The sequence below is a fragment of the Bradyrhizobium sp. UFLA05-153 genome, assembly GCF_054185185.1.
Genome location: NZ_JBBIAM010000037.1, coordinates 17,794 through 44,285 on the forward strand (window position 1 = coordinate 17,794; position 26,492 = coordinate 44,285).

The following is a 26,492-nucleotide window of genomic DNA, read 5'->3' on the forward strand; positions in this document are numbered from 1 at the left end:
TTCAGGGCCGCACGTAGCTCCACCCCTTCTCCTGCAGTTCCATCATGTGGACGACGCCCGACGGGACCATGGAAGCCTCGGGCACGAGCTCGAGCGGCTTGCCCTCCTTCTTCTCCATGCCCTCCCGGGTGACGCCACAGGCGGCAAAGCGCACCTTGCCCGGAAAGGCGAGGTCCTTCATGGCGTGGATGCGTTCGGCGACCGGCGTCGTGTCGGCACGCAGCATATGGAGTCCAGGACCGAAGGCGACGATCTCGACGTCGGCGTCTTCGCCCTTCTTGCGATAGTATTCGAGCACGTTGGTGGCGTTGTTGAGCGCCAGATTCATCACGCCAGGGTCGTTCTGGTCGACCTGGATCACCAGCCGGTGCGGCGCCGGCTTGGCCGCGCCCCCGCCGACCGACTGCTTCATGTTCATGGCGTGCGCGCTTGTCAGAGCAAATGTCGCGAGCAGGGCTGCGGCCATCTGGATTCGGGCGCTGCGCATAGGCTATCTCCCCTCTGCGTTTGGCGCTGCATCCGGGTAGAGGTCGCCTGACCTTTGCGCTCGGCCTCGTCCTGATGCTGCGCTCGGCTATGCACGCTCGGCCGCTTCTCCGTCGGACGCGTCCGGGCGACAGACCATGAACTCGCGTTGCGCCCGCCGACAGCCGTTACTTCATGCTAGTCCCAATGGATTAAGCGGAGAGGCCGCAGCTCAATGTCTCGTTGCCCGGGCCGCCCTCGGCACGTCTGAGGGCCGCACGAGGCGCGTAGCTTGGGCCAGACAGGCCGCGAGAATGCCAGATTGCGCCATCCGCGACCGAAGAGGCGGCTTTATTCCCGCCATGGATGCTTTAAGGAAGAACCTATCAGGACCGGGCCGTCCGCCACAGGCGAGGTGTCCCTGGTTCAGGCAGAAGGGCGGTTTACATGCCCGAAAGATGAGAAGGATTTGAAGCAATGATCCAAACCGTTGGTATCATCGGGGCCGGCACCATGGGGAACGGCATCGCCCAGATCTGTGCCGCGGCCGGGCTTTCCGTCGTGATGGTCGATATCTCGGATGCGGCGGTGAGCCGCGGGATTGCGACCGTCGGCGGCAGCCTCGAGCGCCTGGTCAAGAAAGAGAAGATGTCGGCGGCCGATCGCGAGGCGACGCTCAAGCGCATCACCGGCACGACCGACCGTGCCAAGCTCGCCGACTGCGACCTCGTGATCGAGGCCGCCACCGAGAACGAGGAGCTCAAGGTCAAGATCCTCAAGGACCTCTGCGCGACGCTGTCGCCGCGCACGCTGATCGCCACCAACACCTCGTCGATATCGATCACCAAGCTCGCCGCCGCGACCGATCGCCCCGATCGCTTCATCGGCATGCATTTCTTCAACCCGGTGCCGGTGATGCAACTGCTGGAGCTGATCCGCGGCTTGCAGACCTCCGACGACACCCACGCGAAGGCGCTCGATTTCGCCCAGCGCGTCGGCAAGGTCGCGATCACGGCCAAGAACAGCCCGGGCTTCGCCGTCAACCGCATCCTCTGCCCGATGATCAACGAGGCGATCTTCGCGCTCCAGGAGGGGATCGCGACCGCCGAGGAAATCGACGCCGGCATGAAGCTCGGCTGCAACCACCCGATCGGGCCGCTGGCGCTCGCCGATCTCGTCGGGCTCGACACCATGCTGTCGGTGATGGAGGTCTTCTACAAAGGTTTCAACGACCCGAAATACCGTCCGGCGCCCTTGCTCAAGGAAATGGTCGATGCCGGCCATCTCGGCCGCAAGACCGGCCAGGGCTTCTACACCTACGGCGCCTGATGGAGCTTGAGGCCGCGATCGCCGAAGCGGCTAACTCATTTCCGTAACTGGCGGCCGGCAGCTCGAACGACCGCCAGTTCCATTCTCGAAATCTGCACTTTCGTTCCGAAGTTTGTGCCCCGACAAAGAGGGCGTGCCGCTATCCGCTTACCGTCGCCTTGCTCCAGCGAAATCGGGACTGCGGACCGCGATGACTGTCATTGAAATCGATCACTCTCGCACGCGCGCCAAAGCGGGTGCGGCCAGGGCGGACACGCGCAAGAGAGCCGCAATGGCAACATCGCGCGTGGTGCCGCAAGCCGTTTCAGGACGCATACGGCGGATCAAGTGGGCCATCCTCGTCCTGACGCTGTCGATCTATTACGTCACGCCGTTCCTGCGCTGGGACCGCGGGCCGAACGCGCCCGACCAGGCCGTGCTGCTCGACTTCGCGCATGGCCGGCTCTATGCGTTCTTCATCGAGATCTGGCCGCAGGACCTCTATCTCGTCACGGGTCTGCTGATCCTCGCCTCGGTCATCCTGATCCTCGCGAACGCGCTTGCAGGACGGGTGTGGTGCGGCTTTGCCTGTCCGCAAACGGTTTGGACCGACCTGTTCCTCCTGGTCGAACGCCTGATTGAAGGCGACCGGCGCGAGCGGCTGAAGGACATGAACACTCCGCTGACCGCCGCGCGGGCGCTCCGGATCGGCATCAAGCACAGCGCCTGGCTACTGATCTCACTGATGACGGGTGGGACGCTGATCTTCTATTTCACGGATGCGCCCGGCCTCGTTCGCGCGTTTGCCGGCGGTGACGTCTCCGCGACGGCTCTGACCTGGATCGCTGTCTTCACCGGGACCACCTACGGCCTTGCGGGATTCGCGCGCGAGCAGGTCTGCACCTTCATGTGCCCCTGGCCGCGGCTGCAGGGCGCGATCTGGGATCCGGAAGCCTTCACGGTCAATTATCGCGACTACCGGGGCGAGCAGCGCATGTCGGCCAAGAAGGCCACGGAACTTCGCGCGCGCGGCGAGGCAGCCGGCGACTGCGTCGATTGCGGCCTGTGCGTCAATGTCTGTCCGATCGGGATCGACATTCGCGAGGGGCCGAATTTCGCCTGCATCAATTGCGGGCTGTGTGTCGATGCCTGCGATAGCGTCATGACCAGGCTGGATCGCCCTCGCGGCCTGATCGATTATGAAAGCTGGCGCAATATCGAGCGCGGCCATCGCGGCGAGGCCCGCGTCTCACGCTTGCTGCGCCCGAAAACCATCGCGCTCACGGTCGTCAGCGTCGGATTGGCGGCCGGCCTGGTCGGATTGTTGGCAACCAAGGCGACGGGCGCTATAGCGGTGCTGCACGACCGCGATCCCCTGGCCGTGACCTTGTCCGACGGCTCGGTCAGAAATGCCTACACCGTCAAGCTTCTCAACAAGGCGAACGTCGCCCACCACTACACTTTGGCGATAAAAGGCATAGATGCCAGCCTGAGCATCGTCGGTCACGACGATGGAACTCCCATCACCGTCGAGCCTGACGGCTCGGAATCGCTACGGGTCACCCTGACCTCGGCGAGTCCGAAGGACGCCGATGTGGTTTTCACCGCCCGCGACGAAACGGGAGGGACGGTGCTGTCGACCTCCGACCGGTTCGTGGCGCGCTGAGGCGCCTGGAACACGAGGACTTGGAACAACGCGAATGGATACTGAGAGCGAGATGCCTGACCGAATGACGATCGATCGCAAAGCGGCGGCGGAGCGGCGCAGCCTGCTGGCCCAGGACGTGATGGAGCGAACCGGGATCAACGAGGCGATGATCGGGGAACTCGTCACGAGGTTTTATGGCCGGGTGCGCGAGGACGCGTTGCTTGGTCCGGTGTTCGCCATCGTGAAGAACTGGGATGAGCATCTTTCCAAGCTGCGCGATTTCTGGTCGTCGGTGGTGCTGACCACCGGCCGTTATCACGGCCAGCCGATGCGGGCGCATCTTCCGCTCAGCCTGATCGGCGATGATTTCGATCGCTGGCTCGATCTGTTCGAGCAGACTGCGCGCGAGGTCTGCCCGCCGGCCGCAGCGGCTCTGTTCATCGACAAGGCACGCCGCATTGCCGACAGCTTTGAAATGGCGGCAGCGACGCAAAGCGGACGCATGTTCACGCCGCGTCACATGCTGCGCTCTTGAATACGATATGCCTGCCTGACAAACGTGCAGACACCTTGAATTGAATCTGCAATGCGCCATGCGATGGCGCGTCGCACCAATTCCAACATGTTCGATCTGATCTGCAAAATGATCATGCCCTGTCGCGCATCTTGACGTTGCGATCGCAAAAACGCCGGTGAATGCGCACTTTCGCATTCAATCAAAGCGAGCATCATGCGAATGATGCACTGCGGCGCAAATTCTTCGCCTTCTTTTTGGCAGAGTCCCAGCGCCTGCTAGCGTACATGGCGCATTCAACGCACAGCACGTCATGTCCATCCTCCGACAACACAGCGGAATCTGATGCCTGCGTCTGCGCGGCGCAGACGCGACGAACGCTTTTGATCGGTGCAATCGCCACCACGGCCTGCTTTGCAGGTTCCGGACATGCCGCCGCGGGCGAGGATCCGCCCGGCGCCGACGAGCGGCCGCAGAAGGGCGATGTGCTGGTGTTCTCCGAAGGCGATCAGGAAGGCAAGCTCGTCACGATCGCCGACTTGCCGCTTGGTGGCCCGCCAGTGCACGCTTGGCCGAAGGATCCCAAGACATCAGTGGTGCGTAGCGCCTCGCGCCTCAACGAGATCCTGATCATCCGGCTCGATCCCGCCGAGCTCGACGATCAGACGCGCGCGCGTGCTCAGGATGGCATCGTCGCCTATTCGGCGATCTGCGCCCATGCCGGCTGTCCCGTCACCGCCTGGGTCAAGAGCGATGTCGGCGACAAGGAGGTGTTCAAGTGCATGTGCCACAACTCCGAATACGATCCGCGACAGGGCGCGCAGGTCGTGTTCGGGCCGGCGCCGCGACGGCTTGCAGCGTTGCCGCTGGCACTCACTGACGGCGCGCTCAGCGTCGCCGGCAATTTCATCGGAAAGGTAGGTGGCCAGCAGCCAGGGTGATCAGCCGCGGGTCGCACCCGCGCGCCAGAAGCGGTCGCGCCCGCAGGCGTGCGGGCGAGGAGACAAACAAACTTCAAGAATTCAAGCAGCAAGAATTCAAAAGGGGAAACGTCCATGACCAGAAAACAATGGTTGTTGTCCGGCTTCGTCGCCTTCACCTGCATCGTCTCGACCTCCGCGGGCGCCGGTCCGATCGAGAGTTACACGCCAGTCACCTCGCAGCGTCTGGAAAATCCGGAACCCGGCAACTGGATGCTGTATCGCCGCACTTATGATGGGCAGGGCTTTAGCCCGCTCGACCAGATCAACACCGGCAACGTCAAGGATCTCACACCGGTCTGGACCTTCGCCACCGGCGTGATCGAAGGCCATGAGGCGCCACCGATTGTCAACAACGGCGTGATGTTCGTGGCGACGCCGATGGGGCAGGTGATCGCGCTGAACGCCAAGACCGGCGACGAATACTGGCGCTACAAGCGGCAATTGCCGGACGACCTGTTCCAGCTCCATCCGACCAGCCGCGGCGTTGGTCTGTGGGAGGACAAGCTCTATCTCGCCACCACCGACGACCACGTTGTCGCGCTCGATGCCAAGACCGGCAAGGTGGTCTGGGATACGAAGGTGCAGGACTACAAGAAGGGCCAGTACATGACCCTGATGCCGCTCGTCGTCGACGGCAAGGTCATCGTCGGCGGCTCCGGCGGCGAGCTCGGCGTGCGCGGCTACGTCGCCGCCTTCGATGCCAAGGACGGCAAGGAGTTGTGGCGCACCTTCACCATTCCAGGCGAGGGCGAGCCCGGTCACGACACCTGGCAGGGCGACGACTGGAAGACCGGCGGCGGCTCGGCCTGGATGACCGGCACCTACGACAAGGACTTGAAGACGATCTACTGGGGCGTCGGCAACGCTGCACCATGGCCCGGCGACAGTCATCCCGGCGACAATCTCTACACCTCGTCGGTGATCGCGCTCGATCCTGCCAACGGCAAGATCAAGACCTATCACCAGTATCACCAGAATGACTCCTGGGACTGGGACGAGGTCGACGCGCCGATGCTGGTCGATCTGCAACGCGACGGCCGCTCGATCAAGAGCCTGATCCATCCGGGACGTGATGCGATCTTCTGGGTGCTCGAGCGCACGCCGACCAAGATCAACTATGTCGCGGGCTGGCCGTTCGTCTCCACCGACGTCTGGAAAGGCATCGATGCCGAGAGCGGCCGGCCGATCGTCGATCCCGCGCATAAGCCCGTGATTGGCAAACGCGTCGAGTTCTGCCCGTCGTTGTGGGGCGGCAAGGACTGGCCTTCGGCGGCCTACAGCCAGAAGACCGGCCTCGTCTACGTTCCCGCCAACGAAAACTTCTGCGGCGACTTCACTGGCGAGAAGGTGGCGCTCAAGGCCGGCGAGCTCTGGCTCGGCACCAAGCCGGAAGACATCGGCCTGAAGGCGAAGCCCGGTGCTGATCATTTCGGCGAGCTCCAGGCCTGGGATCCCGCGACCGGCAAGAAGGTGTGGCAGCACGACTTCCCGAAGTCGCAGCTGTTTGGCTCGGTGACGGCGACCGCAGGCGATCTCGTCTTCGCCGGCGGTACCAACGACCGCTATTTCCGCGCCTTCAACGCCAAGACCGGCGAGCAGCTATGGCAGCAGAAGACCAACTCCGGCATCATGGGCATGCCGATCTCCTACGAGGTCGATGGCACGCAATATGTCGCGATTCAGTCCGGCTGGGGCGTCGATGCGCAACGCATCCAGGATGCGCTCGCGACCAACAACATCGGCATCGAAGCCAACGTGCCGCAGGGCGGTGTGATCTGGGTCTTCGCGCTGAAGAAGTAGCTCGCTGAAGAAGTTCCTGGAGGCGGATCGAAGGAAGCGGCGCGGCCAGGGGGGAGTAGCAATGCGGCGGACGGTAACGTCCGCCGCATTTCTGCTTGTGCTCAGGCTTCCAACTGCTTGCCGATCGGAAGTGAGCGGATGCGCTTGCCGGTCGCGGCGAAGATCGCGTTGATCAGCGCCGGCGCGAATGGCGGCACGCCGGGCTCGCCGACGCCGCTCGGGGGCGTGTCGGGCCCCGGCGGCACGATATGGACGTTGGTCAGCAGCGGAGATTCGTCCATCCGGATCACCGGGAAATCGTCATAGTTCTTCTGCTGGACCTTGCCGTCCTTGAAGGTGATCTCGCCATATTTGGCGAGGCTCAGGCCCATGATCGCAGCGCCCTCGATCTGGGACTGGATGCGCTCGGGATTGACGAAGGTGCCGCAGTCGATGGCGGTGTCGACCCGCGGGATCGTCAGCTTGCCCTTATCGTCGACGGCCACTTCCACGATCGTCGCGATGTAGCTGACGAAGCTGCGATGCGCGGCGATGCCGAGCCCATGGCCCTTCGGCACCTGGCGGCCCCATTCGCCCTTGTCGGCCACCAGCTCGACCACCTTGCGCAGGCGCGCGGTGTCGATCGGGTAGCTGTCATAGGGCTCGCCATAGTTCCAGAGGTCCTTCACCGAAGTGAGCTTGACGATGCGGGGCGAACCGATCAGCTCGAGCAGCATGTCCTTCTGATCGCGGCCGATGGCCTGCGCGATCTCGCCGACCATCGACTGCACCGCGAAGGCGCGCGGGATGTTGGAGACCGAGCGGAACCAGCCGATCCTGGTATGGGCGGCCGCTTCCGGATTCTCGCAGGAGACGTTGGCGATCTCGAAGGGCATGTCGACGAGGCCCATGCCGAGCTCGAACGAGGCCTGATGCACGGTTCCCGCCGCAAACGTCGAGGCGATGCTGGGAGCGACGCTGCGGTGGCGCCAGGCGATCACCTTGCCGCTCTTGTCGAGACCCGCCTCGATGCGCTCGACCGAGACGGTGTGCAGGAAGCCGTTGTGGAGGTCGTCCTCCCGCGTCCACTGCACCTTCACGGGCGCGCCGAGCTCCTTGGAGAGCAGGGCGGCTTCGAGCGCATAGTCGCATTTCGACTTGCGGCCAAAGCCGCCACCGAGCAGCGTTACGTTCACGGTGACGTTCTGCTCGGGGATGCCGAGCGTCTTGGCGACGTCCTCGCGGGTGCCACCCGGACTCTGCACCGGCGCCCAGATCTCAGCCTTGTCGCCCTTGACGTCGGCAACCGCCACCGGCGGCTCCATGCTGACATGGGCGAGGTGAGGGACGTAGTACTCGCCGACGATCACCTTGTCGGCGCTCTTGAGCGCGGCATCCGCATCGCCCTCCTTGCGCACGACGAGACCGGGCTTGCGTGCAGCTTCCTCGAGCTCCTTGCGGTAGGCGACCGACTCGTACTTGCCGTTCGGCCCGTCGTCCCAGACGATCTTCAGCGCATCGCGTCCCTTGATCGCCGCGCCCGTGTTGCGGGCGATCACGGCCACGCCACCGAGCGGCTGGAATTTCGAGGGCCACGGCCAGCCGCGCACCTCCATCACCTTCTCGACGCCCGAGACCTTCATTGCGTCGGCCGGGTCGAACGAGACCAGCTTGCCACCGGTCACCGGCGGGCGCGCGATGACGGCGTATTTCATACCGGGCAGCCGCACGTCGGCGCCGTAGCCTGCCTTCCCCGTGGTGATGTCGTGGAGGTCGACGATGCCGATCTGGCCCTTGGTGAGATAACGGAAATCCTTGGGGTCCTTCAGCTTGAGGCTGTCGACGCTGGGCAAGGATTCCTTGGCCGCGTCGGCGGCGAGCTCGCCGAAGCCGAGCTTGCGTCCGCTGGCGCCGTGAACGACCTCGTGATTGACCGCCTTCACCTCCGTCGCCGGCACGCCCCAGCGCTTGGCTGCGGCCTGCTCCAGCATGATGCGCGCCGAGGCGCCGATCTGGCGCATCGGGATCAGATAGTGCCGCGTGCTGCGGGAGCCGTCGGTGTCCTGGTTGCCGTACATGACCTCGTCGCCATGCGCCTGCTGGACCTTGACCCTCGACCAGTTGGCTTCCATCTCCTCGGCGACGATCAGCGGCAGGCTGGTGCGCACGCCGGTACCCATCTCGGAGCGGTGCGCGACGATGGTGACGATGCCGTCGGGAGCGACCGCGACGAACACGCGCGGATCGACCACGACGCCGTGCGGCATCTTCCCGGCGCCGGTCTCATAGGCGAAGGCCTGGCGCGACATCACGGGCGCGGCGAGCACGAAGCCGCCGGTGACGCCCAGTCCCTTCAGGATGCTGCGGCGGGAAACCTTCTCGATTCTGACGTGCTTCTCGAAGCCGCGAAGCTTCTTTGGGTTGTCGATGAAATTCATGATCACACCCCCGTCGATGCGAGATGGACGGCGTTCTCGATGCGCTGGTAGCAGCCGCAGCGGCAGATGTTGCCCGCCATCGCCTGGCGGATCTGGTCATGCGACGGCTTTGCATTGTCCATCAGCAGCGCCGCGGCCTGCATGATCTGGCCAGCCTGGCAGAAGCCGCATTGGGGAACGTTGACCTGGCGCCACGCTTTCTGCACGGGATGATCGCCGTTCGGATGCAGGCCCTCGATGGTCGTGACCTCGCGGCCCGCGACGTCATTGACCGAAGTGATGCAGGCGCGCACCGCTTCCTTGTCGACGATGACGGTGCAGGCCCCACACAGCGCCTGGCCGCAGCCGAATTTGGTGCCGGTCAGCCCGACCTCGTCGCGGAGAAACCAGAGCAGCGGAAGATCCGGGTCGCCATCCCAGCTTTGTTCCTGGCCGTTGATTTTTATCTTGATCATGATCGTTTCTCGCTCTTCTTAAGCCAATGATCCGATGCGCGTGATTGGTGTGGCGGCGCCCGCATCCCCTGCTTCCGCAAGCCCAGGCAACTCCCGGGGCGGAGGGGATGACGACGGGCGATGTCTGGAATGTGCTCGATACCTCCCGGTTGATTCTTGTTTGATGATTTCCGCGCGGCATCGTGACGAGCGTGATGCTAGCAGAAACCGGACACCGCGGGCATCACAGCCGCTTGTGTTCGCGACCAGATTGCATCCCTGATTTGTCAAAAGCTGGGCGCGACCCGTCGCTCGCCGTTGCGCGGTGCGGCAGAGCATCATTGCGACCGACATAAAAAAGCTTCGTCCGGCGGGACTGCGCGGACGAAGCAGGAGACCTCAGTCGAGGGAGGGAGAACGCAGTGACGCGAGCTTTGCGAGCTGGCGACTCTGCGGAGTGAGTACAACTCTCGATGCTGAGGGAACCGGCCGCCTCACAAGCGAATGAGGCGGCAATGCTGGCCATCCGGTTTGCGCCCAATCCTGGAGGACCCGACCGGCTCGCTGGGTTCAGACCAGCGAGCCGAGAGGAAGCGGCAAGGTTGAACGCGTTGCCTCAGGCTGCCACTAAGCAGCCTCGCACCTACGCGGCCTTTTACTTAAGCAGCCTTGGTACTTAAGCAGCCCTGGCCTTCGCGACATGGGTCGCGATCGCGTCCATCAGCGCCGGCGACAGGCAGTCATAGGGCTCGAGCCCGATTTCCTTCAGCCGCGAACGGATGCCGGCCATCTGCTCCGGCTTCACGCCCGATTCGATCACCGAGGAGACGAAGGCGGCAAATTGCGGCGCCTGCGAGCCCTGCTCCTGGAACAGCTCGGGATGAATGAAGTCGAGGCCGTAGAACGGGTGGCCCTTGTTCTCGATGCGGCCGTACATGTGCGTGCCGCAGGCCTTGCAGGCGCAGCGCTGGATCACCGCCGACGGATCGACGATCTGCAGCTTGTCGCCGTTCTCGAGCACGGTGACGTTCTGGCGCGGCACCACGGCGACGACGGAGAACGTCGCGCCCTGCGGCTTCCAGCACTTGGTGCAGCCGCAGGCGTGGTTGTGCGCCACGTCGCCCTTGATGCCGACCTTGACCGGGTGATCCTTGCATTTGCAGACCAGCGTGCCGCCGGCAAAGCTGCCACTGCCCTGTTTGAGGCCATTGTCGATCGAGGGATGGAGAGCAACAGTCATGGGACGATCCTCCTTTTGGGTGATGGTTCTGTTTTAGTAGACGACGACCGAACGGATCGACTTGCCCTCGTGCATCAGGTCGAAGCCCTTGTTGATGTCTTCGAGCTTCAGCACGTGGGTGATCATTGGATCGATCTGGATCTTTCCGTTCATGTACCAGTCGACGATCTTGGGCACGTCGGTGCGGCCGCGCGCGCCGCCGAACGCGGTACCTCTCCAGTTGCGCCCGGTGACGAGCTGGAACGGGCGGGTGGCGATCTCCTTGCCGGCCTCCGCGACGCCGATGATGATCGATGTTCCCCAGCCACGATGACAGCATTCCAGGGCCTGGCGCATCACCGTGGTGTTGCCGGTACAGTCGAAGGTGTAGTCGGCGCCGCCATCGGTCAGCGTCACCAGATGCTGGACGATGTCGCCGGTCACCTTCTTCGGGTTGACGAAGTCTGTCATGCCGAACTTGCGGCCCCAATCCTCCTTGGAGTCGTTGATGTCGACGCCGATGATCTTGTCGGCGCCGGCCATCTTGGCGCCCTGGATCACGTTGAGACCGATGCCGCCGAGGCCGAACACCACGACGTTGGAGCCCGGCGTGACCTTGGCGGTGTTGACGACGGCGCCGACGCCGGTCGTGACGCCGCAGCCGATGTAGCAGCTCTTGTCGAAGGGGGCATCCTCGCGAATCTTGGCGACTGCGATTTCCGGCAGCACCGTGAAGTTCGAGAAGGTCGAGCAGCCCATGTAGTGATAGATCGGCTTGCCCTTGTAGGAGAAGCGGCTGGTGCCGTCGGGCATCACGCCCTTGCCCTGCGTCGCGCGGATCGCGGTGCAGAGGTTGGTCTTCCCGCTCAGGCAGCTTTTGCACTGCCGGCATTCGGGCGTGTAGAGCGGGATGACGTGATCGCCAGGCTTCACCGAGCTGACGCCTGCGCCGATCTCGCGGATGATGCCGGCGCCCTCGTGGCCGAGGATCGAGGGGAAGATTCCTTCGCTATCGAAACCGTCGAGCGTGTAGGCGTCGGTGTGGCAAATTCCGGTCGCCTTGATCTCGACCAGAACTTCGCCGGTCTTCGGTCCTTCCAGATCGACCTCGACGATCTCAAGCGGTTTTTTCGCTTCGAAAGCGACCGCGGCACGTGTCTTCATCGTAAGCTCCTCAAATTCTCTCCTGGAGACGCCGAGAAGTCGTCTCAGCCGAGCTCCAAACCGTTCATTTCCTGCCCATGCAGGAATCTTCGGCCTTGGTGTAGGCCTCAGTCTTGTCCTCGTGCTTGCCCGGCCGCGCGCGGCCCCAGGCTTCGTTGGAACGGGCGCGCAGATAGACGTAGAGATCGTCCATGTAGCAAGCGACGTTCGGATTGTCGCCGAAGGCCGGCATCACGTTCTCCTGCGCGGTCGAGACATTCTTCCGGCCTGAGGCGACGACGCCGAGGAAGTCGGCGTAGCTCATTGTCTTCAGGGAGTCCTTCAACGCCGGAGCGTAGGTCGATCCCATTCCATCCGGGCCGTGACAGACGTGGCAGTCCGAGTGATAGCGGCGGTATCCGGAATAGGTGTACCAGTCCACGGATCCCTCAGTGATCTTGTAGGTCGGGTTTCCTTCCTTATCGAGCCACTCACCATTCTCGTTTTGCTTGACCGCGGCCGGGTCGCCCGAGCCGTCCGCGAGTGCAATTCCTCCGGACGCGACGATGATCATCGCAGCTATGACAGAGCAGATTCTACGCAAGAGATTTTTTCCTCGACAGCGCGCGGTGGAGACGAGCCGGCGCGTGGAGTTGATCCACGCGCCGGGACGATACGAGGTTGAGCCTAGTTCGGCAGCGAGAACACGGTCAGCGTGCCGCCGAGCGCCGTGTAGTTCGACAGTGCCGCGTAGCCGCCGACTGCGCCGAGACCGGCGGTCGGATCGGTCAGGCCCGCCGCCAGACCGATGCCGGCCCAGCCACCCACGCCGGAGAGCACTGCGACGTACTGCTTGCCGCCGTTCTCATAGGTCGTGACGTTGCCGATGATGCCGGAAGGAGTCTTGAACTTGTAGAGCTCCTTGCCGGTCTTGGCGTCGACCGCCTTCAGGTAGCCTTCGAGCGTGCCGTAGAACACCACGCCGCCGCCGGTTGCGAGCGCACCCGACCAGACCGAGAACTGCTCCTTGTTGGACCACACGATCTTGCCGGTCTTGCCGTCCCAGGCGATGAAGTTGCCCATGTTGGTCTCGCCCTGCGGCGGATACATCGAGAGCGTCGCACCCACATAGGGCTGGCCCGCGGTGTAGCTGACCTTGAACGGTTCGTAGTCCATGCAGACGTGGTTGGTCGGAACGTAGAACAGCTGCGTGTCCGGCGAGTAGGCTGCCGGCTGCTCGTCCTTGGTGCCGAGCGCGGCCGGGCAGATGCCCTTGGTGTTGTGGTCCTCTCCGCCCTTCTCCGTGGAGGCAGCATCGAGAACCTTCGGACGGCCATAGGTCGGCGAGTTCTTGTCCATATCGACGCCGGAGGTCCAGTTCACCTTCGGATCGTACTTCTCGGCGACCAGCAGCTCGCCCGTTTCACGGTCCAGGGTGTAGCCGAGACCGTTGCGGTCGAAGTGGGTGAGCAGCTTGCGCGCCTGGCCGTTGATCTGCTGATCCGAGAGGATCATCTCGTTGACGCCGTCATAGTCCCACTCGTCGTGGGGCGTCATCTGGTAGACCCACTTGGCCACGCCAGTGTCGGGATTGCGGGCCCAGATCGTCATCGACCACTTGTTGTCGCCCGGACGCTGCTTCGGGTTCCAGGTCGAGGGGTTGCCGGAGCCGTAGTAGATGAGGTTCAGAGCAGGATCATAGGAGATCCATCCCCAGGTGGCGCCGCCGCCGATCTTCCACTGATCGCCTTGCCAGGTCTTGAGGCTGGAGTCCTTGCCGACCGGCTTGCCCAGAGCCGTGGTCTTGTCGTCGACCAGGATCTGGTCATCCGGCCCTTCCGAGTACCCACGCCAGACCTGCTTGCCGGTCTTGATGTCGTAGGCCGTCATGTGGGCCTGCACGCCGAACTCACCACCGGAAATGCCGACCAGCACCTTGTCCTTGATGACCATCGGCGCCGAGGTTCCGGTCTCGCCCTTGGTGGGATCGCCGTTCTTTGCAGTCCAGGCAACTTGGCCGGTCTTGGCATCGAGCGCGACGAGCGTGGTGTCGGCTTGATGAAGGAAGATCTTGCCGTCGCCGTAGGCCAAGCCGCGGTTAACCGTGTCGCAGCACATCACAGGGATGACGTTCGGATCCTGCTTCGGCTCGTACTTCCAGATGATCTTGTTCTCGTTGGAAAGGTCAAGGGCGTAGACCTTGTTCGGGAACGGCGTGTGGACGTACATCACGTTTCCGATGATGAGCGGTCCGCCTTCGTGGCCGCGCAGCACGCCGGTCGAGAAGGTCCATGCGACCTGCAGCTTGCCGACGTTCTGTGCGTTGATCTGATTGAGTTTGGAATAGCGGGAGTTGGCGTAGTCACCCGTAGGCATCACCCAGTCTTTGGGGTTTTGCGACATCTTGATCAGCTCGTCATTGGCTGAAGCGCTGCCGGCGGCCAGAGCCGCGGCAGAGCCAAGAAACGTCGCCAGTAGCACCTTGCGCATAGTCATTCCTCCTAGGTCTCGTTTATTGTTTCCGAAGCATTGCGTACCGCTGGGCACTGAGGTCCAGCGTCTGCTCGTGCAGGGCGGTCACGATTGGGACCAGAAACGATGCTGTGCTGTTTCCTCCTCCTGGTATGAGCCACGAGTCCGCTTGCAGTACGGCCCGTTTCTTGTTGTTCCTGGCACAATCCGTAACCGGTTCGTAAACGGGAAACTTGCCCAAGAGAGAAGGGCATTTGCTTGACAGCGCAAAGGGGCCAACTTTTTGATTTTGCAGTAGCGAATTCAGCATCTTCTGCGCTGCCCGGCCGCGGGGACTCGACTCAGGTTCCCCTTGACGGCGCTGCAACTAAGGCGGAGGATTGAACACAAGGATGGCAGACGGAGCACTGGCGCTTGCTCCAAAGACCGCCCTAATTTGAGGTAAACGTCGCTTCATCGTGACAGGGGGCCTCTGGCGGCACCCATCACGATTTGAATCAAATCAGTGGCTGGGATCATGTCCGACACAATACACACACTCAGCACGACCGGACTTACGCCGAAGAGGCAGATCCAGAGCTGGGTCGACGGACTGACAAGTCTCTGCGGGCATTTCGACGTCGATCCGCTTGAAGCGACCGCGCTCGAAGGGCGCATCGACTACACCACGGTATCTCGGCTGAAACTCTGCCAGATCGAGGTGAGCCAGCATCGCATCGCGCACACGCATGCCCGCGCAAAGGCCAATGAACACCCCTACATCAAGATCCATTTCCAGACCTACGGCGTCTCGTATTTCGAGCAGGAAGGCCGCCACATCGAACTGATGCCCGGCGACATCATCGCCTATGACGTGTCCTGTCCGCACTCGATCATCAGCCCCGCTTTCACGCGGCATGACGTGGTGATCGTGCCGAAGGCTCTGCTGCGCGATCGCGGCTTCCCGTCCCAGCGGATGCCGGCATGCAAGCTGTCGGCGCGCACCGGCACGGGGCGAATCGCCCACGACTTCGTCCACGCCACCTTCGACGAGGCCGCAAAGCTCTCGGCGAACAGCGCGGTCGGCGTCGCGGATTCGCTGATCGACCTCCTGTTGCTGCCGCTGCGCGAGGCCGACACGATGTTCGATCGGGTCGGGCCCGAGGCGATGTATGTGCGTGCCCAATTTTTCATCCGCGAGCACCTGCGTGACCCGGATCTGTGCATCGACCAGATTTCCGCCGAGCTCGGCTGCTCCAAGCGCTATCTGCACATGCTGTTCAGCGAGCGCGGCACGACGGTGAGCGACTACATCTGGCAGGCGCGCCTTCAGAACTGCCGCCAGGAGCTCGAGGCCCACGCCGGCAAGACCATCACCGACGTCGCCTTCTCCTGGGGCTTCTCGAGTTCGTCACATTTCAGCCGCGTGTTCCGGAAGTACTTTGGCGTCGTGCCGTCGTCGATCCACAAGGCGCAGCAGAGTGCCGTGGCTTCCGAAGAGCATTAGGCGCGGCCTCACGACGAAGCCTGCGACGGCCCGCCGCCCTTCTGCCTGACGCGCCGCCAGACAATCTCGGTCAGACCGACCGCAATGAGTCCGAACGTGCCGCCCGTGATCACGTTGACCACGCGCTCCTCGGCAATTCCGCTTGCCCCGCCCGCGAACGACGCTGCAAGGGCGATGAAGAAGCAGCGCAAGCCGAAGCCCACGACATAGCGGGAGAATGCGATCAGCGTGAGCGTCGCGCCGAGAACAGCGAGCGCATAGCCGGCGCGACTCTCGGGCAGCGCGACGCCTGCGAGCAGGCCGAGCGGGACGCCGACGAATGCCCCGATGGCGCGCTGTTTCAGCTTCCCGGTGGACGCCGCGAGATCGCCGACGACGACGCTTGCGGCCGACCACATCACCCATTGTCCCTGGGCCAGATGTAACGCCTCGACCAGGGCCGCCGCCGCAAAGACGGCCATCGCCGTTGCCGCCGCCGGTAGAAACCATTCGGCCGCGGCAGGTCCGTAAGAGGGTGGGGCGTGGTCGGGATGGCGCCGCAGGTCATGGATCTGGACGCCGCAGACGAGGGCGAGGGCAATCGGGGACGACGCCACGATCACGGCGGCATGACGCAGGGCCTCGGACGCGCTCACCCCCTCGCGCACCTCGCAGGCGAGATAGACCGCCGGGATGAAGACCCAGTTGCCCAGCGTCCGCAAGGCGTTTCCATGGCGCGTCACGGCCACGGCAAGGAAGCCGGCCAGCGCCGTCAGCGCCACGAACAGCGGCTTGACGGGGGCGGCGAGGAAAAGGGTGATGAAGGTGACGACGATGGCGAGGTAGTGCAGCGCGACTGCCCGCGGAGCGAGGTGCAGTTTCAGCGCGGGGATGAGCAGGGAAACCGCGACCAGTCCCAAATTCAGCAGCGCCGCCTCACGGAAGAGGAAATAGGCCGCCACGAGCGGGCCGACGACAAATAGCGCTCTGACGAGCTCGCTGGTCTTGATCTCCCCGAAGAGGACATCGCGCAGGCTTGCAGCGGGCGGGCTGGTCGGCGAACTCACGATTGCACCGGATCGTCGAGGGGACCCCAATGCTTAGCACGGAAATGGCCGCGGTGCCTTTGGCGCGGGGCAGCGCGGGGCGCATGCGAGCGTCGTGCTGCGCTCTTGCTGTCATCGGCCGGCTTGACCGGGCGATCCGGTATTCCAGAGGCGGTGAATGATATGGAGAAGCCGCGGCATACTGGAGCCCCGGTCCCGGCTCCGCTAAGGCTTCGCCGGGCTTTCGATGTTGGGCCGGAGAAGCGTTAGCGAAGACGGCAAGCCGGGGCATGACAGCGGAGAACGAGGCGCCGCCGTCGCAATGATATGCCTCACCGCTGGATGATCTGCTTCCAGACATCGCCGAGGATTGCGGGCTCGCGCGGCGGCAGGTAGGTGAGCCCGGCCTGCTTGCCGAACTCGGCTATCTTGCCTTCTGCCATGAGGTCGGTGAGCGCCTTGTTCACGGCGGTGAGCAGGGCGGGATCGCTGGCAAGCCCGACATAGCCGCGATTGGCGCCGATCGGATAATAATAGCCGGGCGCCGTGATCGTCGTGTCGGGGTGGGCGGCGCGGTGAGCGTCGAAGCGGGCGAGATCGAGCAGTGTCGCATCATAGTCGCCGCGGTCGAGCGCGCCCAGGAGGTCGTCGCGGCCGGGAACGAGATGCGTGATGCCGTCGATCAGCCGCCCCTTGTCGAAGGTCATCAAGATGGCGTCGCCCAGCGATCCGCTTTCGATCACCAGGCGGAGACCCGCGAGATCGCCGATGTCGCTGATCTTGCGATCGCGCGCCTTCGGACCGAGTACGACCGTCATGGGCGAATAGATGTAAGGCTGGCTCGGCGCGAGCACGCCGAGCGCGACGCGGCGCCTGCGGTCGTCGCGGGTGGCGCCGTCGAAATCCGGAAGCCTTGCGGTCTTCATGCCGGGTACGACGAGGGAATCGCGGGTCAGCGCGTAGCTGCCAACCAATGCACAGCGCCCGTCCGACAGCAGCGCGTTGGCCTCGAGTTGCGGGCTCGAATCCTCATCCAGCTTGCTTTCGAACCACTGGATCTGGAGCGGACGGTCGAGCCGCTGCGCGATCGCCTGCGCCAGCGTCACGTCGAAGCCGGCGCCCGGCTTGCCGCGGTAATGCACGGACAACGGCGGCCGGTCCTCGTCGAGGCATATTCGCAAGGGATCAGCCGCATAAGCGACTGTCGCGAGAGCCGCAAACATCGCGGCAAGACCAAACGCCCCAAGGCGACAGCTCATGGCCGTCTCCGGCTCGAAATGTAGGCCCAGAGGTCGGTGATCTCGTCCTCGCTGAGGATGTCGCCCCATGGCGGCATCTTGTTGTTCTTGCCGTTCTTCACCGTCGTGACGAACCGCATCTTGTCGTCGGGGAAGGCGCGAAGGTCCGGCGTGATGGTGCCGGAGTTCATCATGCCGGGACCGTGGCAATGCGAGCATTTTTCGGCATAGGTCGCCTTGCCGTGGTCGAGCTGCGCCTGAACGGGATTGCCATTCGGTTCATCCGCGGCGCGGGCGGTTGCCAGAGACGCAACCGCCAGCCCCGCGACGACGGCGAATGTCGCCGCCGTCCTGATCAAAGTGTCTTTCAGCACATCGAAACCCGTGGTTATTGCTTGATCGCGAAAACCCACAGGGAGCCGCCGGGCGGCACCTTGGCGAGCCGCTCGTCGCCGGAGAACAGCGAGTAGACGCCGCCATAGCCGCTTGCCACCGCGACATACTGCACGCCGTCCTGCTGCCAGGTCACCGGCTGTCCCTCGATGCCGGAGCCGGTCTGGAACTGCCAGAGCTTCTTGCCGGTGTCGGCGTCGAAGGCTTCGAACTCACCGGTCAGCGCGCCCGAGAACACGACGCCGCCCGCGGTCGACAAGACGCCCGAGAAGCGCGGGATGTCGCTCGCCGCTTCCCACTTCGACTTGCCGGTCAGGGGATCGATCGCCTTGAGGTGGCCGCGCGGTCCGTCGCCGAATTCCCAGGGATCGGTGAGGTCCATGCCGAGATACCATTCACCCTGCTTGAAGGTGACGGGCTCGGCCTTGTACTTGCCTCCGAAGTTGAGCGTGTTGGCATAGGCAAGGCCGGTCTGCGGATTGAACGACATCGGCTCCCAGTTCTTGCCGCCGAGGATCGACGGATAGACCGTGACCTTCTTGCCCTCGCGCGCGTCCTTGGCAACATCGGTCTCGATCGGCCTGCCGGTCTTCATGTCGACGCCGGTGGCCCAGTTGACCTTCACGTATGGATTGGCCGCGAGCAGCTTGCCGTTGGTGCGGTCAAGCACGTAGAAGAAGCCGTTGCGGTTGGCGTCCATCAACACCTTGGTCGGCTTGCCCTCGACGTTCATGTCTGCGAGCACCATTTCGGCGACCGAGTCATAGTCGAATGGATTGTTCGGCGAGAACTGGTAGTGCCACTTGATCTTGCCGGTCTTGGGATCCATCGCCAGCACCGAGCAGGTGTATAGGTTGTCGCCCGGACGCACCGCCGAGTTGAACGGGCCCGGATTGCCGATGCCCCAATAGACTGTGTTCAGCTCCGGATCGTAGGAGCCGGTAATCCACGTCGAGCCGCCACCGAGCTTCCAGGTGTCGCCCTTCCAGGTGTCGCCGCCCGGCTCATCCGGCGAGGGGATCGAATGGGTACGCCAGAGGTGCTTGCCCGTTGCGGGATCCCAGCCGTCGATGAAGCCGCGGGTGCCGAACTCGGCGCCGGAGATGCCGGTGATGACGACGCCGTCGGCGACCAGCGGGGCCACCGTCATCGAATAGCCTTCCTTGATGTCGGCGGCCTTCTCGCGCCACAGCTCCTTGCCGGTCTTGGCGTCGAGCGCGATCACATTGGCGTCGAGCGTGGTGCGGAAAACCTTGCCGTCGTACAGCGCGGCGCCGCGGTTGATGATGCCGCAGCAGACGATACGCGGCGTTTCGGCGGGGTACTCGACCTTTGTCTTCCAGATCTGCTTGCCGGTCTTGGCGTCGACCGCCATGGTGGCGTTGTGCGAGGTCACGTAGATCACGCCCTGGTACACCAGCGGCTGCGATTCCTCGCTGCGATCGTCATTGAAGCTGTAGTTCCAGACTGGGACGAGGTTCTTGATGGTGTCCTTGTTGATCTGATTCAGCGTCGAGAAACGCTGAAGATTGTAGCCCATCCCGTAGTTGAGAACATTCGATGTGTCTGACGCGCCCTTGTTGAGTTGTTCTGTGGTCTGGGCATTCACACCCGTCGACGCAAGCATGACGAGGCTCGCGGCCATCGCAAAGCGTTTCATCCGTTCCTCCCAATGTGCGCGCCTTTTGACGCTGCGATTGCAACACTCCGATGGAACGTAAAATGCGTCAATACGAAAGTCGCAAACGCGCTGCCGAATTGTTGGACGCCAGACGGCAGTCACCCCTGGTAAACCGCCCGACATTTCGCACTGCATACAAGGTGCACGGCGAAAATTCCGCGGTACGAAGATTGCCTCCTGTGTCGTTGCCAGCTTTGCGTGTGCGCGAGGAGCCGCGTAGAATTCGAACCATGGTCCCGGCAGGCAACCTGTTTCGATTCCATGGGCGCGCCGGGAGCCCGAGCCGGGAGGTTTTCGATGATATCGCGTCGCTCCATTGCATTCGCAGTTGCAGGCACATTGCTCGGCGGTCCCGCCTGGTCGGCATCCCCGAACGCCATCAAGATGTTCGACACGGACAATGACGGCACGCTCGATCTTGCCGAGGTGAAGAAGGCCGCGACCGCGGTGTTCGCCAAGCTCGATCCGGATCATGACGGAACGCTCGATGCGCGCGAGCTGCGCGGACGGTTGACCGCAAAGGAACTCGCAGCGGCCGATCCGGATCACGATGGAACGCTGACGCTCGACGAATATCTCGCCGTTGTGGAGCAGCGCTTCAACGCGGCCAATCCCGACAAGGATGGAACGCTCGACGCCAAGGAACTGAGGTCGCCCGCAGGACGCGCCCTGCTGCGGCTGCTCAGATGAGTGCCTGGTTGCCGCTTCAGGCTTGCGTCTAATTCGTCTGTGCGTTCGGGCAGGTGATCGGACGCAGGCTCACGCCGCGCTTGTCGGGCGGCACGTTGCAATCATCGATCCGCTGTTCATCCGTCCATTTCGGGCCGAGTCGTTCCTTGCCGGTAAGATTTGTCTTGCCGGTGAGACTTGCCTTGCCGGTGAGGGTTGCCGTCGCGCCCGATCGCGGCGCGGCTCGTTCATCGCGACGCTCGCCGGCAATCGCCGGAAATGCGAGACCCGCAACGAGCAGTGAAATCGTGAATCGTCTGCAGAACGTGGCCATGAATCTCTCCGAGATCCCGTGCATTGGTTGCGACTACAGCGCAATCAATTCTCTCCCGCCACCCGGAACCTGGGACGCGCCGACCTGTTTCTCCCGCGACATCCCGCATCGCTCCGGGGCAGTGCTGCGGGAGGAGAGGAGATCAGATGAACACCAAACGCCTCATTTTGACCGCATGCTCGATCCTGGTCTTGAGCGTCGGCAATGCAATGGCAGCTCCCTGCAACACCGGCAACGCGACCACCGACAAGGACGCGGGCTCGGGTCCTGTGACCGTCGGCTCGGCACAGTCGCACGGCTCTGCGAATGATGTGAGTCGGCATCCGCCGACCAGCACGATGAATCGCGCCAGTGGTGAGACGGCTGCGTCGTCGAAAGATGCGCAGCGGCAGATGCAGAGCCAGCCGACCGCGGCACAACGCGCGGAAGGCGCAAAGGACAATCCGCAAACAGCCGACAAGGGTTGTTAAGGACGTGCTGACATCAGCCCATGTCGGTGTCGGGAAATTCTCCCGGAGCATCGAATTCGGGAAAGGCTCCCGATGCATCGCACAAGGCTGCGTGCGCGTTTGCCCAAAAGTGAAGGCGTTTTGCCCGAGAGAGAACTAGGTTTGCAAAGAATCGAACAAGAAATGTTCGGCGCGTGATTACAGGCTTGCGTGATCGGCGATGCAGCCCTAGGTTTTGGCTCGCGCGATGTCGCGCTCAATACCTTGGGAGACCCCGAATGGCTTGGAAAGCTCCGAAGATCGTGGAAGTGTCGGTCGGCATGGAAATCAACATGTACGCCTGCGCTTCGCGCAAGTAAGACGATCCAGACGACCTGCCGCGGCTTCAACGGTGAGACCGTTGGAGCCGCGGTGGTGTTTGTGGCGTTGGCTACGCCGACGCGTTCGACGCGCCCAATCCCGGATCTGACTTCGTGCAGTCGCCACGCAAGCTATCCACTAGACCGCGGCGCTTCCGGTTTTCAGTTCAGGCCTCACCTTGAAACGCGCATAGCGAAGCGCAAGCGTCGGCAGCAGCAGCAGATTGAGAGCCATCGACGTCACGAGGCCTCCAACGATGACGATCGCCATCGGGCCCTCGATCTCTCGTCCTGGTTCGCCCGCGCCAAGCGCCAGCGGCAACAGGCCCAGACCCGTCACCAGGGACGTCATCAGGATCGGAACAAGACGGTCCGCCGCACCCTCGATCGCAGTGTCGGGCCCCCACACACGGCCGTCGATCAGAACGAGGTGCTCGTAGTGCGAGATCATCAGGATGGAGTTGCGTAGCGTGATCCCGAACAGGGTCACGAAGCCGACCATCGAACCGAGCGAGAGCAGGCCGCCGGTCAGGGCCAGTGCAAACACGCCTCCGACGAATGCGAAAGGCATGTTGATCAGCACCAGCAGCAGGTTTCGCCAATGACCGGTGACCATCGCAAGCAGAAGGATGATGCCGGTCCCGGCGAGGAGCGAGTTGACGATGAGATCGCGCCGCGAGCGCGCCTGCGCCTCGGCCGCTCCCGCAAATTCGATATGTGCACCGGGTGGCAGAGTGACCTCGCGCGCCATCTTGCGCTTGACTGCGACGACGAAGGATTCGAGATCGCGTCCACTGACATTTGCCGTGACGGTCTGAACGCGCTGGGCGTTCTGATGCAGGATCTGATAGCGGCCGGAGGTTTCGTAGACGTCGGCGATTTGCTTCAGCAGAATGTAGGCTCCGCTCGGCGTGCGCAGCGGCATGTCCCCGAGCTGAGTGATACGAGCGCGGGCGGGCGCGTCCAGGACCACGATGACATTGAACACCGCATTGCCTTCATAGCCCTGTCCGACGACGTCGCCCTGATAGGCGGTGCGGATCAATTCAAGCACGTCGACCGCATCGAGCCCCCAGCGCTGCAGATCGGCCGGGCGGAGCGTCACATTGACCTGCGGCATCCCCGGCGGGGATCGCTGTTGCACGTCGATCGCGCCGCGGACTTCGTCGAGCTCCCGCGCGACATCGCGTGCGGCGCCCTCGAGTGAGTCGAGGTCGGGTCCGTAGATGTTGATGGCGACTGCCGCGCTGAATCCCGAAACGGTTTCCTCCACCCGTTCCGTCAAGTAGGTCTTGCTCGAGAAGGAAATGCCGGGGAAGTCGGCCAAAGCGGCCCTGATGCGCGTCTCTGCCTCGGATTGCTCGTGGCCGGACAGTCCGGCTTGCAGGTCGACCTCGAACTCGCTGGAATGCGTTCCCACCGTATCGATGCCGGCTTCGGCACGGCCCGTGTGCTGCGCCACGCTGCGTATGCCGGGAATTTGCTTGAGCGTATCCGTGATCAGCTTGCCGATGCGCAGCGATTCGTCGAGCGATGTGCCAGGAAGCGCGGAGACGTGCAGGATGAGATGGCCCTCGCGTAAGTCCGGCAGGAACGTCCCGCCGAAGAACGGCACCATGGCCGCGGCGGTGATCGTCAGAACCACGGCCGCCGTCATCACGAGCTTCGGGAAACGGCCGATGCGACGCAGCAATGCCTGGTAATAGCGGCGGGACCATCGCACGGCGGGTGGTTCATGCAGGCGCTGGCGGTCGGCCCTCCCGGTCAGCAGCAGCATCGAGAGCGCCGGCGTTACGGTAAGAGCGACCGCGAGCGAGGCAAGCACTGCAAAGATGTAGGCAATGCCGAGGGGGCCGAAGAGGCGGCCGGCGATACCCGACAGGGCGAGGATCGGAAAGAACACCAGCAGCACCGCAAACGTTGCGTAGGCAACGGCGGTGCGCACCTCGAGGAAGGCGTCGAGCACCACGCGGGCCTCGGCTCTGGGTTCCCTTGCCCTGCGATTCTCGCGCAATCGGCGAACCACATTCTCGACGCCGATCACGGCATCATCGACGACTTCGCCGATGGCGATCGCAAGGCCGCCCAATGTCATTGTGTTGAGGGTTTCGCCCATCCATTGCAGGGCGAGCACCGCCACGATCAATGACAGGGGAATAGCGGTGCAGCTGATGACCGACGTGCGCCAATCGAACAGAAACAGGAACAGCACGATGATCACGAGTGCCCCGCCGATCAGCAAGGCGTAGAGCACGTTCTCCGTCGCCGTGTCGATGAAGTTGGCGGGACGAAACAGATCGGCGTGGAGCTGAATCCCATCGGCTTCGAGCGCCGGGCGGAGCTCCCGCAGCGCGGCTTCCGCCCGCGTGGTGACTTCCCTGGTATTCGCGCCGTATTGCTGATTCACCATCAGCATGATGCCGGGCGCGCCGTTGATCAGGGCGGCCCCGATCGGCGGTTCGGGGGCGGTCACGACAGTGGCGACGTCGCCGAGCACCACGCTGGCGCCGCCCTCGTGCAGAAGCACCGTGCGGGCAAGCTGGTCGGGCGTCAAAGACTGCCCCTGGGTTTGCAGCGTGATGCGCTGATTGGCCGTATCGACGAAGCCGGCGCCCCGCACTCCTGTGGCCTTGCGCGCAGCAGCCAGGACGTCATTCATGCCGATCCGGAAGCGGATCAGATCGTCAGGCCGAACCTGCACCTGCAACGACCTGACATCCTTGCCGTAAGTGGACACTTGCGCCACGCCCGGGACGGCCAAAAGGCGCCTGGCCACGGTCCAGTCCGCAACCGTGCGCAAGTCCATCAGGGAGCGCTCGTCGGAGGTCAGGCCGATGACCAGAACCGTACCGGCCAGCGGCGTCAAAGGCGTCATCGACGGTGACTGCACGCCTTGTGGCAGCCGCGAGGCCACGGCTGCGAGGCGCTCGGTCACCAACTGGCGCCCACGGTAGATGTCTCTGCCCGCCTGGAAGATGACGGTGACCACGGAGAGGCCCTGGATCGATGACGAGCGCAGGCTCTCGACACCGGCGAGGCCGTTGATCGAGGTTTCGATCGGCTGTGTCACGAGAATCTCGACCTGCTCCGGGCTGAGGCCAGGCGCTTCGGTCTGGATAGTCACCTGTGGCGGCGCGAATTCGGGGAAAACGCCGTATTTGGCTTCGCCAAGTGCGAACAGTCCGTAGCCGAGCAGCGCGCATGAAAGCGCCAGTACGACGCCGCGGAAGCGAATGGCGAAAGCTACGAGAGCGACTTGTGGCCCTGACCTGCCTGAGCCAATGCCGTCAGTCATTGTCGGTGTCGCCCCGGAGCTCGCTCTTTGCCTCCTCGGACAGCAAGACCTGCGCCCCTCGCATCACGATTTCCGAACCCGACGGAATGTCCCGGACGACGTAGTCATCATCCGATACGGGCTGATCGGTGTTGATCGGATGACGTCTGAAGCCATCGGCGTTGACGCGCAGGTAAACCCACGATCGACCCTGCCACCGCACGATTGCGGTATCCTCGACGAACACGCCCTCGTATGTGTTGCCTGACGGCACGTAAACCGTGGTGTTCATGCCGGGCAGCAGTCCGCTGTCGCCAGGTGCCGAGAAGAAATAGCTCAATCCCTGAATGCGCGGGTCGGTACGCGTCGCCGGGGAGACATACTGCAGATCGATATTCGCGTTCCGCGTCGGCGCCTGCGCGAGAGCCGTCCCTGGGGTCCCGATGACGGTTACGCCCGGCGGCAGCGTCACCTGGACGAGAAATTGATCGCGTTCGATCAGCCGGACCACGGCGGGGGAGCGCTCGACGATGCCGCGGCCGATCACCGGCCCCCATTCCTGCTGCGCCGTTGCGGCGAGAGTCCTGAGCTGTGACTCCGCAGCCGCGAGCGCGGCCTTGTCCGTCCGCAACGTTCCCTCTGCGGTTTCGGCTTCCTTCTTTGGAAGCGCCGCGGAGTCGACGAGATTTTTGGTCCGGTCGAATGCGCTCTTTGCAACCTCGAATCGGGCCTGGGCCGTCTGGAGCTGAGCCTGCGCATTGGCGTAACTGTTGGTCAGCTCGGTGATGCGGGAGATATCCAGCACTGCGCCGTATGCGCGAAATTGCTCGGGGTGCGGCGCTGCTTCCACAACTGCCGTTTCAAGTCCAATCTGCTTCTGCTGGCTGGGAGTGAGTTTGACGACGGCCTGCTCGGTGTTTGCAGTGCGGGATGGCTCGGCGCGGCTCGCATTCGGGCTGTCCGATTGCGACGGCTGCGAAACAGCTTGAGGGGTTTGACCGGCGAAGGTCGTGATGCCGGCAACCAGCGCCAGCAAACGCACAGCGACTGCAACGCCGCGCCATCGGGTTTCTGCGAGAGCCATTAGCCTGTTAGCAGTTTGTTGGGAACCAGCTTATTGGCGAAATCAACTGGCGGCAAGGCGCGGGTTTCGTCCCGCGGCGCCGTGGAGGGCCCAGCGG

Annotated in this window: 24 protein-coding genes; 9 read left to right on the top strand and 15 right to left on the bottom strand. The window is 63.5% G+C overall.

Annotated features, from left to right (window positions below):
• Position 1: 1 nt before the first annotated feature.
• Positions 2-487: a DsrE family protein gene (locus Q2941_RS22300; RefSeq protein WP_458193742.1), complete on the bottom strand. Its 486-nt coding sequence runs from the start codon at positions 485-487 to the stop codon at positions 2-4.
• A gap of 455 nt (positions 488-942) precedes the next feature.
• Between Q2941_RS22300 and Q2941_RS22305 the strand changes: the two genes are divergently transcribed.
• The 3 genes from Q2941_RS22305 to Q2941_RS22315 all read left to right on the top strand — a co-directional run bounded on the left by Q2941_RS22305 (position 943) and on the right by Q2941_RS22315 (position 3,956).
• Positions 943-1,794 carry a 3-hydroxybutyryl-CoA dehydrogenase gene (locus Q2941_RS22305; RefSeq protein WP_027525778.1) on the top strand — a complete coding sequence of 284 codons (852 nt, stop codon included), beginning with the start codon at positions 943-945 and terminating at the stop codon, positions 1,792-1,794.
• 271 nt (positions 1,795-2,065) lie between these two features.
• A complete protein-coding gene (gene ccoG / locus Q2941_RS22310) occupies positions 2,066-3,439 on the top strand; it encodes a cytochrome c oxidase accessory protein CcoG (protein ID WP_254111403.1) in 1,374 nt (457 codons plus the stop codon).
• A 121-nt stretch (positions 3,440-3,560) separates the two neighbouring features.
• Complete coding sequence (locus Q2941_RS22315; protein WP_458193767.1) at positions 3,561-3,956, top strand: group III truncated hemoglobin; 396 nt, start codon at positions 3,561-3,563, stop codon at positions 3,954-3,956.
• Here the strand turns inward: Q2941_RS22315 and Q2941_RS22320 are convergent.
• Positions 3,938-4,153: a hypothetical protein gene (locus Q2941_RS22320; RefSeq protein ID WP_458193743.1), complete on the bottom strand. Its 216-nt coding sequence runs from the start codon at positions 4,151-4,153 to the stop codon at positions 3,938-3,940. The genes Q2941_RS22315 and Q2941_RS22320 overlap by 19 nt on opposite strands.
• Positions 4,154-4,222: 69 nt before the next feature.
• Here Q2941_RS22320 and Q2941_RS22325 point away from each other — a divergent pair, with 69 nt between their 5' ends.
• Complete coding sequence (locus tag Q2941_RS22325) at positions 4,223-4,876, top strand: QcrA and Rieske domain-containing protein (RefSeq protein ID WP_254111404.1); 654 nt, start codon at positions 4,223-4,225, stop codon at positions 4,874-4,876.
• Positions 4,877-4,990: 114 nt separating this feature from the next.
• Complete coding sequence (locus tag Q2941_RS22330) at positions 4,991-6,718, top strand: methanol/ethanol family PQQ-dependent dehydrogenase (protein ID WP_458193744.1); 1,728 nt, start codon at positions 4,991-4,993, stop codon at positions 6,716-6,718.
• Positions 6,719-6,819: 101 nt separating this feature from the next.
• On the opposite strand, the gene Q2941_RS22335 is transcribed toward Q2941_RS22330, so the two are convergent.
• The 6 genes from Q2941_RS22335 to xoxF5 all read right to left on the bottom strand — a co-directional run bounded on the left by Q2941_RS22335 (position 6,820) and on the right by xoxF5 (position 14,421).
• Complete coding sequence (locus Q2941_RS22335) at positions 6,820-9,135, bottom strand: xanthine dehydrogenase family protein molybdopterin-binding subunit (protein ID WP_458193745.1); 2,316 nt, start codon at positions 9,133-9,135, stop codon at positions 6,820-6,822.
• Between the two features lie 2 nt (positions 9,136-9,137).
• Positions 9,138-9,590, bottom strand: coding sequence for a (2Fe-2S)-binding protein (locus Q2941_RS22340; RefSeq protein ID WP_027525772.1), 453 nt, complete (start codon positions 9,588-9,590; stop codon positions 9,138-9,140).
• Positions 9,591-10,245: 655 nt separating this feature from the next.
• Positions 10,246-10,809 (bottom strand): S-(hydroxymethyl)glutathione synthase, encoded by a 564-nt coding sequence (gfa, locus tag Q2941_RS22345; RefSeq protein WP_027525771.1) that lies wholly within the window; start codon positions 10,807-10,809, stop codon positions 10,246-10,248.
• A gap of 33 nt (positions 10,810-10,842) precedes the next feature.
• A complete protein-coding gene (locus Q2941_RS22350; protein WP_027525770.1) occupies positions 10,843-11,952 on the bottom strand; it encodes an S-(hydroxymethyl)glutathione dehydrogenase/class III alcohol dehydrogenase in 1,110 nt (369 codons plus the stop codon).
• A gap of 64 nt (positions 11,953-12,016) precedes the next feature.
• Positions 12,017-12,505, bottom strand: coding sequence for a c-type cytochrome, methanol metabolism-related (locus tag Q2941_RS22355; protein WP_027525769.1), 489 nt, complete (start codon positions 12,503-12,505; stop codon positions 12,017-12,019).
• Positions 12,506-12,618: 113 nt separating this feature from the next.
• Entirely contained in the window at positions 12,619-14,421 is a 1,803-nt protein-coding gene (gene xoxF5, locus Q2941_RS22360) for a lanthanide-dependent methanol dehydrogenase XoxF5 (protein WP_458193746.1), read from the bottom strand.
• 499 nt (positions 14,422-14,920) lie between these two features.
• Here xoxF5 and Q2941_RS22365 point away from each other — a divergent pair, with 499 nt between their 5' ends.
• A complete protein-coding gene (locus Q2941_RS22365) occupies positions 14,921-15,889 on the top strand; it encodes a helix-turn-helix domain-containing protein (RefSeq protein ID WP_027525767.1) in 969 nt (322 codons plus the stop codon).
• Positions 15,890-15,897: 8 nt separating this feature from the next.
• On the opposite strand, the gene Q2941_RS22370 is transcribed toward Q2941_RS22365, so the two are convergent.
• From Q2941_RS22370 to Q2941_RS22385, 4 genes are all read right to left on the bottom strand, one after another.
• Positions 15,898-16,935: an FUSC family protein gene (locus tag Q2941_RS22370; protein ID WP_458193747.1), complete on the bottom strand. Its 1,038-nt coding sequence runs from the start codon at positions 16,933-16,935 to the stop codon at positions 15,898-15,900.
• Positions 16,936-17,246: 311 nt separating this feature from the next.
• The gene (locus Q2941_RS22375) at positions 17,247-18,173 is read right to left on the bottom strand and encodes a type 2 periplasmic-binding domain-containing protein (protein WP_458193748.1); all 927 of its coding nucleotides are present in this window, start codon (positions 18,171-18,173) and stop codon (positions 17,247-17,249) included.
• The gene (locus Q2941_RS22380) at positions 18,170-18,526 is read right to left on the bottom strand and encodes a c-type cytochrome (protein ID WP_254111413.1); all 357 of its coding nucleotides are present in this window, start codon (positions 18,524-18,526) and stop codon (positions 18,170-18,172) included. The genes Q2941_RS22375 and Q2941_RS22380 overlap by 4 nt, the downstream gene beginning before the upstream one ends.
• Positions 18,527-18,540: 14 nt before the next feature.
• Positions 18,541-20,205 (bottom strand): methanol/ethanol family PQQ-dependent dehydrogenase, encoded by a 1,665-nt coding sequence (locus Q2941_RS22385; protein WP_458193749.1) that lies wholly within the window; start codon positions 20,203-20,205, stop codon positions 18,541-18,543.
• A gap of 318 nt (positions 20,206-20,523) precedes the next feature.
• Here Q2941_RS22385 and Q2941_RS22390 point away from each other — a divergent pair, with 318 nt between their 5' ends.
• Positions 20,524-20,916, top strand: a complete 393-nt coding sequence (locus Q2941_RS22390) for an EF-hand domain-containing protein (RefSeq protein ID WP_254111417.1) — start codon at positions 20,524-20,526, stop codon at positions 20,914-20,916.
• Between the two features lie 28 nt (positions 20,917-20,944).
• Here the strand turns inward: Q2941_RS22390 and Q2941_RS22395 are convergent, their stop codons facing one another.
• Complete coding sequence (locus tag Q2941_RS22395; protein WP_254111419.1) at positions 20,945-21,229, bottom strand: hypothetical protein; 285 nt, start codon at positions 21,227-21,229, stop codon at positions 20,945-20,947.
• 146 nt (positions 21,230-21,375) lie between these two features.
• Here Q2941_RS22395 and Q2941_RS22400 point away from each other — a divergent pair, with 146 nt between their 5' ends.
• Entirely contained in the window at positions 21,376-21,699 is a 324-nt protein-coding gene (locus tag Q2941_RS22400; RefSeq protein WP_254111420.1) for a hypothetical protein, read from the top strand.
• Positions 21,700-21,956: 257 nt separating this feature from the next.
• A complete protein-coding gene (pqqA, locus tag Q2941_RS22405; protein WP_035663753.1) occupies positions 21,957-22,037 on the top strand; it encodes a pyrroloquinoline quinone precursor peptide PqqA in 81 nt (26 codons plus the stop codon).
• 139 nt (positions 22,038-22,176) lie between these two features.
• Here the strand turns inward: pqqA and Q2941_RS22410 are convergent, their stop codons facing one another.
• Together Q2941_RS22410 and Q2941_RS22415 are read right to left on the bottom strand one after the other, a co-directional pair.
• Positions 22,177-25,332 (bottom strand): efflux RND transporter permease subunit, encoded by a 3,156-nt coding sequence (locus tag Q2941_RS22410; RefSeq protein WP_458193750.1) that lies wholly within the window; start codon positions 25,330-25,332, stop codon positions 22,177-22,179.
• A complete protein-coding gene (locus Q2941_RS22415; RefSeq protein WP_051389961.1) occupies positions 25,325-26,395 on the bottom strand; it encodes an efflux RND transporter periplasmic adaptor subunit in 1,071 nt (356 codons plus the stop codon). The genes Q2941_RS22410 and Q2941_RS22415 overlap by 8 nt, the downstream gene beginning before the upstream one ends.
• Between the last annotated feature and the right edge of the window lie 97 nt (positions 26,396-26,492).